This window comes from Rhodoluna sp. (genome assembly GCF_049276775.1).
In the GTDB taxonomy this organism is placed as follows: domain Bacteria; phylum Actinomycetota; class Actinomycetes; order Actinomycetales; family Microbacteriaceae; genus Rhodoluna.
Map to the genome: position 1 here is coordinate 36,305 of NZ_JBASXC010000024.1, position 14,179 is coordinate 50,483.

Below are 14,179 nucleotides of genomic sequence, written 5' to 3' on the forward strand. Positions count from 1 at the left end.
GAAACTAAATGGGAATCCTAGAGGGTAAGAAAATTCTGATTACGGGCGTGCTAACTGAGGCTTCGATTGCGTTCTCGGTAGCAAAGCTTGCCCAGGAGCAGGGAGCCGAAATTATCCTCTCTTCCTTCGGCCGGATGCTTCCAATCACCACAAAGATTTCTGAGCGCCTGCCCAAGGCGGCTCCGGTTATTGAGCTCGACGCAACCAGCGAAGCTGACCTTGAGGCACTTCCTGTCCGTATCAAGGAACATCTTGATTCAATTGATGGGATTGTGCACGCGATTGCTTTTGCACCGCAGACGGCACTCGGGGGTAACTTCCTTGAGACCCCATGGTCTGATGTTTCAACAGCTGTTGAGGTTTCTGCTTATTCCCTTAAGTCGATAACCATGGCGGCAAAGCCCGTGCTAAACAACCCGTCATCAATCGTCGGATTAACATTCGATGCAACGGTTTCCTGGCCGGTTTATGACTGGATGGGAGTGGCTAAGGCAGCTTTTGAATCAACTTCTAGATACCTGGCTCGCTACCTCGGTAAAGACGGCATTCGGGTCAATTTGATTTCCGCGGGACCGCTTCGCACAACCGCCGCAAAAGGAATCCCTGGTTTTGCAACCATGGAAGAACTTTGGACCGATCGCGCTCCACTCGGATGGGATCTGGCAGACACCGAGACAGCAGCCAAAGGAATCATCGCACTACTGTCGGATTGGTTTCCTGCCACTACAGGCGAAATGATTCACGTCGATGGCGGTATGCACTCAACTGGCGCTTAGCTCCAACTTGTCAATTACAGGGAGTAGAGAGTTCTGCTCGATTACAAGATCTGCGTACTCTCGCAATATGGGTTTCGGACAAAATGCAATTGCGAAACCGGCGGCCTGCAGCATCTGAATGTCGTTTGCACCATCACCAATTGCAATCGTGTTTTCCATTGAGACCCCCGCCTGAGCCGCCCAGGTCTTTAGGGCTTTGGCCTTTGACTCTGCGCAAATCACCGAACCAATGACTTTTCCGGTTAGCTTTCCGTGTTCGACTTCTAACTCATTGGCGAGCCAGTAATCAAGTCCAATTTTCCGAGCGAGGGGATCAAGAATATGGCTAAACCCTCCGCTGACGGCTCCGACTTTTCCTCCCAAGGCATGCACCGCGGCCACCAGCTCATAAGCTCCAGCAGTGAACTCAATTTGTTCAAGCACTTCCGCGAATGACTCAGTTGAAAGACCTGCAAGCAATGCAACGCGCTGCTCGAGAGACTGAACAAAATCTAGCTCGCCCGACATTGCTCGATCGGTGATGTCCTTTACTTCGGGCATCACTCCGACCTGATTTGCCAATAGCTCAATAACCTCTTGCTGAATGAGTGTTGAGTCCACATCCAGCACAACCAAAACACTCAAGGGGTGACCAGTACTCCCTTGCCAACCACTGTCACGCCGCTATCTGAGACCGTGAATCCGCGATCTAGATCTCGATCTCTGTCCACTCCGATAGAGGCCCCGTCGGCAACCACAACTGATTTATCCAAAATTGCCCGTCTAATGGTGCAGTCACGGCCTACCTGGACTCCGTCGAGTAGTACCGAGTCCGTGATTAGCGCTCTTGAGTGAACGCGGACATTTGGGGAGAGCACACTTCTTTCCACAATTCCACCGGACACCACGGTTCCAAGAGAGACGATCGAATCTGTGGTGCGACCCTGATTTCCCTCGCCGTCGTGAACAAACTTTGCAGGGGGAAGGTTCACCTGTTGGGTGAAGATGGGCCACTGCTCGTTATATAGATTAAATACCGGCATAACAGAGATTAGATCCATGTGGGCCTCGAAGTAAGAGTCGATACTTCCAACGTCCCGCCAATAGGACTTATCGCGCTCGGTTGAGCCCGGTATCTCGTTGTATGTGAAGTCGTAGACTCCAGCATCTTGCCTCGAAACAAAGTATGGGATTATGTCGCCACCCATGTCGTGTTCTGAATCCTCCAGAGTCCCATCGTGCTCAATGGCGTCTATAAGTGCCTGGGCAGTGAAGACGTAGTTTCCCATCGAGGCCAAGACTTCGCCGGGAGATTCGGCGAGTGGCTTTGGATCCGTTGGCTTCTCACGAAAGGCTGAAATCATCGTGGGGTCAGCCTCACTGGTTTCGATAACTCCGAAGGAACTAGCGAGTTCAATTGGTTGTCTGATCGCCGCCACCGTGACACCCCGGCCGGATTTCACATGAGCATCAATCATCTGGGAAAAATCCATCCGATAAACGTGGTCTGCTCCGACCACCACGACGATGTCTGGGGTTTCGTCGCTTAGGAGGTTCATGCTTTGCAAGATTGCATCCGCGCTTCCCGAGAACCAACGCTTACCAAGACGCTGCTGCGCTGGAACTGAAGCTACGTAGGAGCCCAGCAGTGGTGACATTCGCCACATTTGGGAAATGTGGCGGTCGAGGCTGTGAGATTTGTACTGAGTCAATACGACAATTCGTCGAAGCCCTGAGTTCACCAGATTCGAGAGAGCGAAATCAATCAGCCGGTAGCTTCCTCCGAAGGGGACAGCAGGCTTGGCACGATCAGCGCTCAGGGGCATAAGGCGCTTGCCTTCACCGCCTGCCAACACCATCCCAAATATTCGCAAAGCGTTCATACTCAAGATGTTAGGGCAGTTTTATGAATCTTTGTGCTGTGGCGATAACATCGGTGTATGAGAGTGGATGTCCTAAGCCGTGAATACCCACCGCAAATTTACGGCGGAGCGGGCGTACACGTAGCAGAACTGGTCAAAGTTCTCCGATCAAACATCCAGGTTATGGTTAGAACCTTCGGTGAAGACCGTAACGAAAAAGATACTTTTTCGTATCCCTTGCCATCCTCCTTCGAAGTGGCAAACCCCGCGCTTCAAACTCTCGCTGTAGACCTGGCGATGGTGCCAGATATCGAAGGTGCCGATTTAGTGCACTCACACACCTGGTACGCCAATTTTGCAGGGCATGTGGGCTCCGAGCTACACGGAATACCGCACGTGATAACAGCTCACTCACTTGAACCCCTGAGGCCGTGGAAGCTAGAACAACTTGGCGGCGGCTATCGGGTGTCTTCCTGGATTGAATCCAGTGCGTACGAAGGCGCCAGCAAGATTATCGCCGTGAGCGAAGGAATGAAACAGGACATCCTGCGTTGCTACCCGCAGCTGGATCCGGAGAAGATAACAACCATCCACAACGGCATAGATTTATCTGCCTTTCAGTCAACTGCAAACCCGGACCTAGTTCGTTCTCTTGGAATTGATCCGGACAAGAAGTCCGTCCTATTTGTCGGGCGCATCACAAGGCAAAAGGGCTTGACTTATCTCTTGAAAGCTGCGGCCTCGCTTCCAGATGATGTTCAACTGGTTTTGGCGGCAGGTTCACCCGACACCCCAGAGATTTTTGCGGAAGTTAGCACCTTGGTGGATCAACTCAAGCAAAAACGCGGGGGAGTAATCTGGCTAAACCAGCAACTCTCGCGCCCCGAATTAGTTGCCCTGCTCTCGGCGGCCACTGTATTTGCCTGTCCTTCTATTTATGAACCACTCGGGATCGTTAACCTGGAGGCCATGGCATGCGGGACACCGGTAGTGGCAACAGCTACCGGGGGAATCCCGGAGGTAGTAGCCCACGAGGAAACTGGATTACTAATCCCAATTGAGCAGGTTCTCGATGGTTCTGGCACGCCACTTGATGAGGCCAAGTTTGTCTCGGACTTCGCGGCAGGACTGAATCAGCTGCTAGCTAGCCCGGTGCTTGCCAGATTCGCTTCTGCTGGAAGAGCTCGAGTTGAGCAGCACTTCGCCTGGGAGAAAATCGCAGCCGAAACCATAGCCGTCTATAAGAGCGCATTGGCCTAAAGCCTCTAGGCTTAAAAACCATGAGCCTAGTTTTAGATTTTAACAACATCACGGTTTTACGGGACCAAAAGCCAATTCTAAATAACGTCGACTGGCAGGTTAGCTCCGATCAGCGCTGGGTAATTGTTGGTCCAAACGGAGCAGGTAAGACCACTTTGCTTCGGGTTGCAGCGGCCCAAATTCATCCCTCAACCGGAACTGCAAAACTTCTAGGCTCGACCCTTGGTGAGGTCAACGTATTTGAGCTAAGAACCAGAATTGGCTTTGCCTCAAACGCCCTTAGCTCCCATATTCCGAATTCGGAAACGGTGCTGGACATGGTGATGACCGCAAGCTACGGGATTACGGGGCGTTGGAATGAAAAGTACGAAGATGTTGATGAGCGAAGAGCCAGGCGAGTGCTGGCCGAATGGCAACTTGATGAGCTGGCTGACCGCCCCTTTGGGACCCTGAGTGACGGTGAAAAAAAGCGTGCCCAGATTGCTAGAGCCGTGATGCCCGACCCGGAACTGCTACTTCTAGATGAACCCGTTGCAAGCTTGGACATGGCGGCCCGTGAGCACACCATTTCGGTTCTAGGCAACTACGCCTCTGCCCCCACCGCCCCAGCCATAGTCATGGTGACCCACCACATCGAAGAGATCCCCAGAGGTTTCACCCACGCCCTGATCCTCTCCAGGGGTCAGGTTTATGCTGCGGGGGAAATAGCGACCACACTGACTTCTGAGAAGATCACGGGTGCCTTTGGTTTTGGGCTTGAAGTGACCCGCGAAGGGGAGCGCTTCAGGGTAAAGGCCAAGAATTAGAGCCTAGTTTTTACCTTTTTGCTCTGGTATAGTGGGGAAGTTGCCGTTTCAGGCACCAAAAGTCAATTTCGAGAAAGCATTCGATCATGAAGTCAGAAATCCACCCGAACTACCAGGCTGTAATTTTTCACGACCTAGCATCAGGGGAGAGCTTCCTTACTCGTTCGACTTTGACCAGCAGCAAGACAGCCAAGTGGGAAGACGGACAGGAATACCCAGTATTCGACGTTGAAATTTCTTCTGCTTCACACCCGTTCTACACCGGCAAACAGAGAATTATGGATGCTGCCGGAAGAGTAGAGCGCTTCAACGCTCGTTACAAAAACTTCGGCTCCTAAAGCTTTATTGGCCAGCCTCGCTTGACCGTAAATTCCGGAGCACTGCCTCTTCTAAATTTCTCGTAAGACGCATCTTGGCTAGCACTCCATTCAATTTGTGAATTGTGCAGCACAACCAAATCCTCAGGAAGCTTATCCGCGTATCGCTTTGCGATAGCTTGAGCCACTCGCCCTGCCGCAACGGCATCAGCTGTGGCGTTGTGCGCATCGTCCAGAGAAACTCCGTAGGTTTTGGCAGCTACCTCTAGAGTTCTTTTCCCCGAGCGGTAGGTATCGACGAATTTGTCTATTACCAGTGGATCGATAATGGGTTTGGGCTCTGGAATTGGCTCCAATCCATGACGGAGGGCCTCGAAGTGCAAAATTGTGAAATCATACGGAGCGTTGTAGGCAACAACAGGCAGGCCCTTTGCAAAAAAACCATTTAGGGTTGCAATCAGCTCAGCAACAACTTCCTTAGCGGCTCGGCCACTTGCCCGAGCGATTTCCGTTGTGACCCCGTGAACGTTTGATGCGGCTTCCGGGATCTCAATGCCTGGGTCTGCGAGCCATTCGAAGTTTTCCCCAACAACATCACCGTTTTCGTCGATCTCCAGCGCGCAAGCCGTCACTATTCTGGCTTCTTTGAGGTCCAGTCCGGTGGTTTCAAGATCAAACACCGCTAGCCGTCTAGACCAGTCGGGCATTTGGGTAAATTCAAAACTCAGCTGTTCGTTCACATTCAAAGACTATGGCAGGCGACCGACGTTTTCTGTAGCGCGGGGAGTGATGTTGTTCAAATTCAACCAATCTAGACTTTAGATTGTGAACACCATCCAGCTGGCCAAGAGCGCAAGCGTGAAAGGCATGCGACGCACAATCGAGATTACCGGGAAGAAAGTTGTTTACTTTGAATACCCTGCCGCAAATGACGGAGCTTTGACTCTTCTAATGATTCACGGTTACCGAGGCAACCACCGCGGCCTCGAAGCAATTGCGGCAGGTCTTTCTGACTATCGAGTTTTGATTCCCGATCTGCCGGGTTTTGGGGAATCAGAACCACTGGCCACAATTCACTCGGTTGATAACTACTCGCATTGGCTGGGCAAGTTCGTTGAGCGGATTGGTTTAGCTGACAACCTCCACCTAGTCGGGCACAGCTTTGGAACCCTAATCGTAGGTCAGTATGCGGCGAACAACGCGGTCAAGTCTGTTTCTCTCGTGAACCCGGTATCAAAACCTGCGCTAACCGGACCTCGCTCGGCGCTATCAAAACTGACCAGGGTTTACTATGCCCTTGCTGCGGCAGCGCCGGATGCAATCGGACAGTGGCTTCTTCGAAGTAATCTCGCCGTGATGATCATGAGTGTGGTGATGGCAAAAACTGAAGACAAAACACTCAGGCGGTGGATTCACACCCAGCACCTGAATAACTTCAGCGACTTTGCTGCGGTTCGAGTCGCAACTGAAGGCTATGAGGCATCCATCTCGACAGACCTTTCGATACTGGCGCCACACATAAACAAACCGGTTCTCATTGTTGCGGCTGAATTGGATGACATTACCGACATCAACTCGCAACGTGAGGTGGCCTTAACGTACCCGAACTCGGTGATCCGTGAAATTGACGGCGTAGGCCATCTCGTTCATTACGAGGCTCCCGATCAGGCCGCCCGATTCATTGGAGAGTTTGTCGAGAGCCGAAAATGAAACTGGTATTTGATTGCAGATTTATCCGTTTTGATCACCATGATGGAATCTCTAGATTCTCCAGCGCCCTGTTTGCCGCAGTTTGCAAGAGGGTCGAGGCTATCGCCCTAATCAGCGATTTACGACAGCTTCACTTTCTGCCTGAAGGGGCCAAATACACAGTGGGCAACGACCCCCTTGATGCTTTATCGGAACTTAGGCTGCCTGCCAAGCTCAATGCCCTTGGAGCAACCCACGTCTTTTCGCCGATGCAGACCATGGGCTCTTTTGGTAGAAGATACAAGCTCATACTTACTCTCCACGACCTGATTTACTATTCTCACCCAAAGGCTCCGCCTGCCTTGCCGCTCCTGGTTCGCATCGCCTGGAGGGTCTACCATCTCGGTTTTTGGGCCGCGAGGTTTTTGCTAAATAGAGCGGATGCTGTCGTGACGGTTTCGGAAACCAGCAAGCAGCTCATCCTGCAACATAACTTGACGGTGAAGCCGGTTCACGTCATCTACAACGCGCCCGCCATGTCATCTCTGCATAGTGTCACTACTGCAGCTAAAACCGCTCTGGGTCGAAATCAACTTCTCTACATGGGGAGCTTCATGGAGTACAAAAATGTTGAGTGCCTAATCCAGGCCATGAAGGACCTGCCCGATCATGAACTGGTACTGCTGAGCAAAATTCAACCACCCAGACAAGCAGAACTACTTACGCTGGCTGGAGACAGCAAGGAACGAATCATCTTTCGAAACGGAGTAGATGATGCCGAGTATCGCAAACTGCTTGAAGGGGCATTTGCTCTGGTGTCGGCATCTAAGGACGAGGGATTTGGGATCCCGCTGGTGGAAGCCATGTCAGAAGGTATTCCGTTGGTAGTTTCCGACATCTCCATTTTTCGTGAGGTTGCCGGAGACGCCGGCTATTTCTTTGACCCGACGGCCCCTAATGACTTTGCCTCGAGCATAAAAAGACTCTCCGAGGAACAAGTCTGGGAGGCTGCCAGTCGAAGGTCTTTAGAACGTGCCGCCTTTTTTAGTTGGGATGACTCGGCCGACGTTTTATTAGCCGCGCTAAAACAGAGCTAGGGAGTGAGCGGTTCGAGGCGATAGTGCAGCACTCGCCACTTGTTATCCTCGTGTCCAATTATGTTCAAGGAGGCATTGCCCAGTCTTTCTCCGTCTCGTGGAAGCTCGTTTTCACTTGCTATCGCAATTACCGTTCTGATGAGTGCACCGTGAGATACCGCCAGAACACGTCTTCCTGCAAATTGGTTTGAAATGGTGTCCAAAAGTAGCTGGGAACGCTGCGCCAACGCAGTTCGACTTTCTCCTCCGGGAATTACATCAAGGTTTGAATATTTTTCACGCCACTGCTCGTGGGAGAGGCCCTCTGCCTCACCAAAGGAGCGCTCGATTAGAAGCTCTTGCTCAACAACCGTGTCAAAACCGACCTGGTCCGAAATTATCTCGGCAGTTTGCCGAGCACGGCCGAGTGGGGAAGTCAGGATCAGATCCCAATCATCTTTTCTCAAGGCCTTGGCCGCAAGCTTGACTTGCTCGATTCCGGTCTCGTTCATGGGAATGTCGGTGACGCCCTGCAATAAGAAGCTTATGTTCCAGTCAGTTTGACCATGACGGAATAACCCAAAATTTGTTTCAGGCAATGAGTAGCTCCTCAAGTGCAATCGAGGTTGGGGCTTCGATTTTTGCAATCGCAATCTCATCGGCTCTAGTTGGACCGATGTTCACAATTACAATTGGCTTGCCCTGCTTGGCCGCGGCGCGAGCAAAACGCATTCCACTGTTCACCGTTAGAGAGCTGCCCGCAACCAGAAGGGCATCTAATTTCTCGAGCTCCGCCATGGTTTTAGACACACGCAGACTTGGCACGCTCTCGCCAAAAAAGACTACGTCTGGCTTGAGAACTCCATGGCAGTTTGGACAGTCCGGAATTTGAAAATCCGCAGCCGCCTCAACCTCAGCGTCGCCATCCGGAGTGAACTCTATGGCCGCACCCTTGGTTATTCCAGGATTCAGATTCTCAATGTAACCATCCATCTCTAACCTCGGAAGGTAGGCTCCGCAGGACATGCAAACCACTTGATCTAACCGCCCGTGCAGGTCGGTGACCTTCTTTGATCCAGCCTGCTGGTGTAAGGCGTCAACGTTTTGCGTCACTATGTGACCGACTCGGCCAAGACTCTCTGCTTGAGCAAGAGCGAAGTGTCCGGGATTTGGTTTTGCGTTTGCAATTACGGACCAACCAACATAGCTTCTTGCCCAGTACCGCTTGCGCGCCTCCACGCTTCCCATAAAGACGTCGAAAGTCATTGGGTGACGCTCTTTTTTACCCTCGCCCCGGTAATCGGGAATCCCTGATTCAGTTGACACTCCGGCACCGGTTAGTACCAAAATTGACTTGCCTGCGAGTTGTTCCCTGGCGTAGCCGAGTCCATACTTGGCGGTCTCGGATAAAGTCAGTGGTTTGGGGTCTGTGAACGTCATTAGAGACATAAGTCTAAGTTAGGGGAGCTTGGGGTGATCAAATACCTAGGTTCGAAGCGAGCACTAATGCCAGTGCTGGAAAAGCTCTTCGTGGCCTCCGAAGCCCAATCCGCTGTTGACCTATTTACCGGGACCACGCGGGTTGCCGCCTCCATGAAGCAACTGGGAATGCACGTCACGGCGGTAGATTCCGCAAGCTACTCAGAGGTTCTGGCAAAGGCTTTTATCGAGCTGGACGCCAGACAAGTCAATCTAACTGAGCTTTCCTCGGAAATTGATCGCCTCAACCAACTTGCAGGTGAGGCCGGGTACTTTACCAAGACATTTTGCGAAGAAGCCAGTTTTTTTCAGGTAAAAAACGGTATGCGAGTCGATGCCATCCGAGACGCGATCGAGTCAGACTACAAAACTAGCTGGCTCTACTTTCCACTTTTGGCAAGTTTGCTGATTGCCGCAGACAAGGTTGACTCCACTACGGGCGTTCAAATGGCTTATCTAAAAACGTGGTCGAGAAGAAGCTTCTTTGATTTAGATCTAAAGGTGCCGGAGCTGCTTGACGGCACGGGGCTATCGATTAGGGCAGATGCCAATCAAGTTGTGCCCGATTTACCGGAGGTAGATCTTGTTTACTTGGATCCTCCCTACAACCAACACCGCTACTTTGGCAACTATCACATCTGGGAGACGTTAGTGCGCGCAGATAAACCCCAGTATTACGGTGTTGCCAATAAGCGAGTCGATACTAAAGACCCTAAGAACAAGAGTCCCTTTAATTCAAAACTCACCATGCCAGAAGCACTCAGAAAACTAGTCTCGGGGCTGAAGACAGAAACACTTGTACTTAGCTACAACAACGAATCTTGGCTTTCTCGAAGAGACCTTTCCGACATGTGTTCAGGATTCGAGGAAGTGCAGATATTGGATTTTGACTTCAAAAGATACGTCGGATCCCAGATTGGTGGATACAACAAATCTGGTGAGCTAGTTGGGCGTCCGGGGGCAAAGCGAAACCTTGAGCACATTGTTTTGGCAGGAAGTAGCCACAAGGTGGGCCAAATGCTGGCTGGCCTAAAGCGGTAGTTGAAATATTTGGTCTACCCTATTGGGGGAGAAGGCCCGCTTACAAAACCAAGGAATGACGCCATGGCCAGTGAAGAGAAGTTGGAGCTAAGCGAACTCATTTACCTTATCGAAGAAGCTCTCGAAGCAGGTAATCTCAACGACTTGGCCAAAGTTGTAAAAAGACTCAAGGCTTCACAGTTGGTATCAGTTATCGAACGACTAAACGACACCGACCGCGCTATTGTATTTCGCGTTTTGCCAAAGGCATTGGCCCTCGAAGTATTTGAATCTCTGGCCACCACTCTCCAGAGTGAACTTATTGAAGAGCTGAGCTCCGAAGAAGTTTCAGCCATTTTCTCCAAGCTCGATCCGGATGATCGAGTGGGACTACTAGATGAGCTTCCCGCTAGCGTTGCTCAACTACTTCTAACGGGACTTTCTGCAAGAGAGAGGAATCTGACCGGAGAAGTTCTGGGCTACCCACAGGGTTCCATCGGAAGAAGGATGTCTCCGGAATACATTTCTGTTAAGGGCTCGGATTCCGTTTCACAGGCGATAGCAAAAGTTAAAGGCAAGCTGCAAAATGCTGAGACGATTTATACGTTGCCGGTTATTGATCTAGCGAAACAACTGATTGGCGTTGTGAGCCTCAGGGACCTGCTAAAGGCGCCGCCGAGGACTAAGGTCTCCAAGATAATGCAGGAACCCCACATGGTCAACGCCGGAGACGACGAAGAGCTTGCTGCAAGAACTTGTTCAGATTTGAAAGTTCTTGCGCTACCGGTTGTCGACAACGAGCAGCGACTGGTGGGCATCTTGACCGTGGACGACGCTCTTCGCATTCTCGAGGAGGAAGAATCCGAGGATGCGGCCCGCGCCGGAGGTGCCGAACCACTTCGAAGGCCTTACCTTTCAACACCGGTTTTCTCGATCGTTCGATCAAGGGTAATCTGGCTGCTGGTTCTAGCCCTGGGTGCAACTTTCACAGTCTCCGTCTTGGGAGCATTTGAAGCGGCAATCGAAGAGCTCGTAGTGCTCACTTTGTTTATTCCGCTCCTGATTGGTCTTGGCGGAAATACCGGGAACCAGGCCGCAACTACTGTGACAAGGGCATTGGCACTACAGGACGTGCGCGCCAGGGACATCTGGTCGGTGCTTTATCGTGAACTCAGAGTAGGTCTGCTACTTGGTCTACTACTTGGGCTGATTGGTTTTAGCCTGACAACTTTAATTTTTGGCTTCAATATTGGCTTGGTAATTGGCCTGACGTTGTTCGCAATTTGCACCGTTGCGGCAACGGTTGGGGGAGTCATGCCGCTTGTGGGGCTAGCTCTTCGAGCAGACCCGGCGGTGTTCTCAAATCCGTTTATTACAACTTTCGTGGATGCCGCAGGACTGATTATCTATTTCTTGATTGCCAAGGCTGTTTTGGGTATCTAAACCTCAAAAGTTTGTGTCCGAGAGGGGACTTGAACCCCTACCCCCTTGCGAGGACTAACACCTCAAGCTAGCGCGTCTACCATTCCGCCACCCGGACGTGACTTGTATTACGGCCCTTATGCTAGCACGGGCATTATGCCCAAAAATTCTTGAAGAGCTTGGAACCAAAGGCTAATGCGGGTAGTTTTGCCTTATGGCTACTGATCCAAGAACCGCACTGTCCCAACTAATTGCAGCCTTCGAAAGGCACTTTGACGCAGTCAGTAGAAAGCGTGGCGATGAGGACTCAACTACCGAGCAGGCGTACTACCAGCTTGAGGATGCCTTTCTAAACTATGAAGAGGCGCTTAGTGCCGAGCACGGTGAGTTTTTGCCCTTCACATTGGCCGAAGAAGATCAGTGAGTTTTTTTGAAGCTCTAATTCTCGGTCTAGTTCAGGGTCTTACCGAGTTCCTGCCGATTTCTTCCTCGGCTCACGTGCAGATCGCCCAGCAACTGATGAACCTTTCCGAGCTTTCTAGACCTGAGCTGACCGCGTTTATTGCGACCATTCAATTGGGAACCGAGTTGGCGGTAGTTGGCTACTTCGCAAAAGACATTTTTCGAATCGGTTCAAGCTGGTTTAGATGGGTTGCTCGGCCAACACAAGTCATGACTAAAGACACCAAACTTGGCTGGCTCATAATCATTGGAACCTTGCCCGTTGTTATCTTGGGTCTTTTGTTTAGGGACTTTATCGAAAACGACGTAAGAAACCTCTGGGTCATTGCCTGGATGCTAATCGGATTTGGAATACTCCTTGGAGTTTCCGACCTGGTTGGAAAAAAGACCAAGCAGATTGCTGACTTGAACTACCGACATGGAATCATTTTTGGGCTAGGTCAGGCACTCGCGCTAATTCCAGGGGTTTCAAGATCCGGTGGAACAATAACCGTTGGCCTATTTCTTGGATACAGCCGAGAGGCCGCTGCTAGGTATAGTTTCCTGCTGGCTATTCCCGCGGTACTGGGCTCTGGTCTGTTTCAGTTTTTCGCTAGCTACCAAGACCTAAGCCAGCAGCTTTTAGTTGCCACATTGGTGGCAACCGTTATCTCGGGAGTCGTCGGACTAAGCGTCATTCACTTTTTGCTCAAGTACCTACAAAAGGGTTCGTTTATGCCTTTTGTTATTTGGCGGCTCTTAGTCGGTGGCTGGTTGCTGTTTATGCTTTCAACCGGTGCACTTTTGGCCTAGGCTTCAGGCGGTTTTTCTTCGGACTGTAAAAACTTTTCAAGTTCTTTAGCGATGGCTTCACCCGAGGCAGCCTCAGATTCAAACTCGTCATGGTTTTTTTCTAGCTGCTGGATGTAGCCAGCCATTTCCTCATCATTTTCTGCAATCTCGTCTATTCCGCGCTCCCACTCAAATGCCTGATCAGCCAGATCACCTTGACTGAAGCTAACCCCGAGCATTTTCTCAAGCTCAGCCATCAGGGCAAGGGTTGCCTTTGGCGAGGGGGAGTTGTGAACATAGTGGGGAACTGCCGCCCAAAGCGCCATGGTCGGAACGCCAATGTCCTCTAGAGCGATGCCAACTGTTGACAATATCCCAACCGGGCCCTCGTAGCTTGAGCGTTCGATGTTCATCTCAGCGCGGACTCTCTCGTTCTGGCTGGTCGCGTTGACTGTGATGGGTCTGGTGTGCGGGGTATCAGCTAGCATGCCGCCAAGAAAAATAACCGCCTCAATTTCCCGATCTTCGATCATCTCTAGAATCTCAGCAGTAAAGGATTTCCATCTTCTGGCGGGCTCAGTTCCAACCAGAACGCTGAACCTTGCAAGGTTGGGATCTTTATCGGTTGAAATCATAAATGTGGTTCCCGGCCACTCCAGCTCCCGATTTCCTGAGTCATTAAAGGACACGGAGGGCCTCGTGAATTGGAAGTCGTAGTAATCCTCGGAGTCAACCTCCGCAACAATTTGGCATTTTAGGGATTCACTTATGAGCTTTGCCGCTTGGCTTGCCGATTCGGCTGCGTCGTTCCAGCCCTCGAACGCACAAATCAGCACTCGGCCACTAAAAATGCTGTCTTCACCGCTCACTTTGAAAAGATCTAGCCCCTAGCTCGTGTTGAAATCGTTCTACTTAACTGTAGAGCTTAAACGCGAAGCTAGACTTCAACCATCATGATTTTTAAGCAGTTTCCTGCCGCCGTTTTGTGGGATATGGATGGGACCCTAATCGACTCGGAGCCCTACTGGATGAAAAGTGAGGGCGCTTTCGCGAGGGCCAATAACGGCAACTGGACCGAGCAGGACGGACTTGACCTGGTCGGAATGTCTCTTTATGACTCTTCAAAAATAATCAAAGATAAAGTCGGCTCAGACCTTGAGCCTGAACAGATTATTGAGCAGCTAACAGATGAGGTCACCGCTCAACTAAAGCAAGAAATTTTGTGGCGGCCGGGAGCGAAGGAGCTGCTTCAGCTGCTTA

General features: G+C 51.1%; 17 protein-coding genes and 1 tRNA gene. 11 read left to right on the forward strand and 7 right to left on the reverse strand.

The window, feature by feature from the left end; genetic code table 11:
- The first annotated feature begins 8 nt into the window (after positions 1-8).
- A complete protein-coding gene (gene fabI / locus WAO31_RS01735) occupies positions 9-776 on the forward strand; it encodes an enoyl-ACP reductase FabI (protein WP_509589451.1) in 768 nt (255 codons plus the stop codon).
- Here the strand turns inward: fabI and serB are convergent.
- Both serB and glgC read right to left on the reverse strand, forming a co-directional pair.
- On the reverse strand, positions 762-1,400 hold the full coding sequence (gene serB, locus WAO31_RS01740) for a phosphoserine phosphatase SerB (RefSeq protein WP_509589454.1): 639 nt from the start codon (positions 1,398-1,400) through the stop codon (positions 762-764). The two genes, fabI and serB, sit on opposite strands and share 15 nt — an antisense overlap.
- Positions 1,397-2,638 (reverse strand): glucose-1-phosphate adenylyltransferase, encoded by a 1,242-nt coding sequence (gene glgC / locus WAO31_RS01745; RefSeq protein WP_509589457.1) that lies wholly within the window; start codon positions 2,636-2,638, stop codon positions 1,397-1,399. The genes serB and glgC overlap by 4 nt, the downstream gene beginning before the upstream one ends.
- 57 nt (positions 2,639-2,695) lie before the next feature.
- Here glgC and glgA point away from each other — a divergent pair, with 57 nt between their 5' ends.
- The 3 genes from glgA (at position 2,696) to WAO31_RS01760 (ending at position 5,021) form a co-directional block, all read left to right on the forward strand.
- Positions 2,696-3,877, forward strand: coding sequence for a glycogen synthase (gene glgA / locus WAO31_RS01750; RefSeq protein WP_509589460.1), 1,182 nt, complete (start codon positions 2,696-2,698; stop codon positions 3,875-3,877).
- Between the two features lie 20 nt (positions 3,878-3,897).
- A complete protein-coding gene (locus WAO31_RS01755) occupies positions 3,898-4,683 on the forward strand; it encodes an ABC transporter ATP-binding protein (RefSeq protein WP_509589463.1) in 786 nt (261 codons plus the stop codon).
- 86 nt (positions 4,684-4,769) lie between these two features.
- Positions 4,770-5,021: a type B 50S ribosomal protein L31 gene (locus WAO31_RS01760; RefSeq protein ID WP_509589466.1), complete on the forward strand. Its 252-nt coding sequence runs from the start codon at positions 4,770-4,772 to the stop codon at positions 5,019-5,021.
- Here WAO31_RS01760 and WAO31_RS01765 read toward each other — a convergent pair.
- Positions 5,018-5,740 (reverse strand): exonuclease domain-containing protein, encoded by a 723-nt coding sequence (locus tag WAO31_RS01765; RefSeq protein ID WP_509589469.1) that lies wholly within the window; start codon positions 5,738-5,740, stop codon positions 5,018-5,020. The two genes, WAO31_RS01760 and WAO31_RS01765, sit on opposite strands and share 4 nt — an antisense overlap.
- 85 nt (positions 5,741-5,825) lie before the next feature.
- On the opposite strand from WAO31_RS01765, the gene WAO31_RS01770 reads away from it, so the two are divergent.
- A complete protein-coding gene (locus WAO31_RS01770; RefSeq protein ID WP_509589472.1) occupies positions 5,826-6,710 on the forward strand; it encodes an alpha/beta fold hydrolase in 885 nt (294 codons plus the stop codon).
- Entirely contained in the window at positions 6,707-7,786 is a 1,080-nt protein-coding gene (locus WAO31_RS01775) for a glycosyltransferase family 4 protein (RefSeq protein ID WP_509589474.1), read from the forward strand. The genes WAO31_RS01770 and WAO31_RS01775 overlap by 4 nt, the downstream gene beginning before the upstream one ends.
- On the opposite strand, the gene WAO31_RS01780 is transcribed toward WAO31_RS01775, so the two are convergent.
- Entirely contained in the window at positions 7,783-8,364 is a 582-nt protein-coding gene (locus tag WAO31_RS01780) for a histidine phosphatase family protein (RefSeq protein WP_509589477.1), read from the reverse strand. The genes WAO31_RS01775 and WAO31_RS01780 overlap by 4 nt on opposite strands.
- Positions 8,357-9,205 (reverse strand): NAD-dependent protein deacetylase, encoded by an 849-nt coding sequence (locus WAO31_RS01785; protein ID WP_509589479.1) that lies wholly within the window; start codon positions 9,203-9,205, stop codon positions 8,357-8,359. The genes WAO31_RS01780 and WAO31_RS01785 overlap by 8 nt, the downstream gene beginning before the upstream one ends.
- Positions 9,206-9,238: 33 nt before the next feature.
- On the opposite strand from WAO31_RS01785, the gene WAO31_RS01790 reads away from it, so the two are divergent.
- Entirely contained in the window at positions 9,239-10,285 is a 1,047-nt protein-coding gene (locus WAO31_RS01790) for a DNA adenine methylase (protein WP_509589482.1), read from the forward strand.
- 63 nt (positions 10,286-10,348) lie between these two features.
- The gene (gene mgtE, locus WAO31_RS01795; RefSeq protein ID WP_509589485.1) at positions 10,349-11,707 is read left to right on the forward strand and encodes a magnesium transporter; all 1,359 of its coding nucleotides are present in this window, start codon (positions 10,349-10,351) and stop codon (positions 11,705-11,707) included.
- 14 nt (positions 11,708-11,721) lie between these two features.
- Here the strand turns inward: mgtE and WAO31_RS01800 are convergent.
- A tRNA-Leu gene (locus WAO31_RS01800) sits at positions 11,722-11,804 on the reverse strand.
- A 96-nt stretch (positions 11,805-11,900) separates the two neighbouring features.
- Between WAO31_RS01800 and WAO31_RS01805 the strand changes: the two genes are divergently transcribed.
- Both WAO31_RS01805 and uppP read left to right on the forward strand, forming a co-directional pair.
- Positions 11,901-12,110, forward strand: a complete 210-nt coding sequence (locus WAO31_RS01805) for a primosomal protein (RefSeq protein WP_509589487.1) — start codon at positions 11,901-11,903, stop codon at positions 12,108-12,110.
- Positions 12,107-12,940 (forward strand): undecaprenyl-diphosphatase UppP, encoded by an 834-nt coding sequence (gene uppP / locus WAO31_RS01810; RefSeq protein ID WP_509589489.1) that lies wholly within the window; start codon positions 12,107-12,109, stop codon positions 12,938-12,940. The genes WAO31_RS01805 and uppP overlap by 4 nt, the downstream gene beginning before the upstream one ends.
- Here uppP and WAO31_RS01815 read toward each other — a convergent pair.
- A complete protein-coding gene (locus WAO31_RS01815; RefSeq protein ID WP_509589491.1) occupies positions 12,937-13,788 on the reverse strand; it encodes a proteasome assembly chaperone family protein in 852 nt (283 codons plus the stop codon). The two genes, uppP and WAO31_RS01815, sit on opposite strands and share 4 nt — an antisense overlap.
- Before the next feature lie 84 nt (positions 13,789-13,872).
- On the opposite strand from WAO31_RS01815, the gene WAO31_RS01820 reads away from it, so the two are divergent.
- On the forward strand, positions 13,873-14,179 hold a 307-nt coding region (locus WAO31_RS01820), incomplete at its 3' end, for an HAD family hydrolase (RefSeq protein WP_509589493.1).

Bases quoted from the DNA above. Each gene is read 5' to 3' on its own strand.
- fabI (WP_509589451.1), top strand. From the start codon at position 9: ATGGGAATCCTAGAGGGTAAGAAAATTCTGATTACGGGCGTGCTAACT.
- glgC (WP_509589457.1), bottom strand. From the start codon at position 2,638: ATGAACGCTTTGCGAATATTTGGGATGGTGTTGGCAGGCGGTGAAGGC.
- glgA (WP_509589460.1), top strand. From the start codon at position 2,696: ATGAGAGTGGATGTCCTAAGCCGTGAATACCCACCGCAAATTTACGGC.
- WAO31_RS01755 (WP_509589463.1), top strand. From the start codon at position 3,898: ATGAGCCTAGTTTTAGATTTTAACAACATCACGGTTTTACGGGACCAA.
- WAO31_RS01760 (WP_509589466.1), top strand. From the start codon at position 4,770: ATGAAGTCAGAAATCCACCCGAACTACCAGGCTGTAATTTTTCACGAC.
- WAO31_RS01775 (WP_509589474.1), top strand. From the start codon at position 6,707: ATGAAACTGGTATTTGATTGCAGATTTATCCGTTTTGATCACCATGAT.
- WAO31_RS01785 (WP_509589479.1), bottom strand. From the start codon at position 9,205: ATGACGTTCACAGACCCCAAACCACTGACTTTATCCGAGACCGCCAAG.
- mgtE (WP_509589485.1), top strand. From the start codon at position 10,349: ATGGCCAGTGAAGAGAAGTTGGAGCTAAGCGAACTCATTTACCTTATC.
- WAO31_RS01805 (WP_509589487.1), top strand. From the start codon at position 11,901: ATGGCTACTGATCCAAGAACCGCACTGTCCCAACTAATTGCAGCCTTC.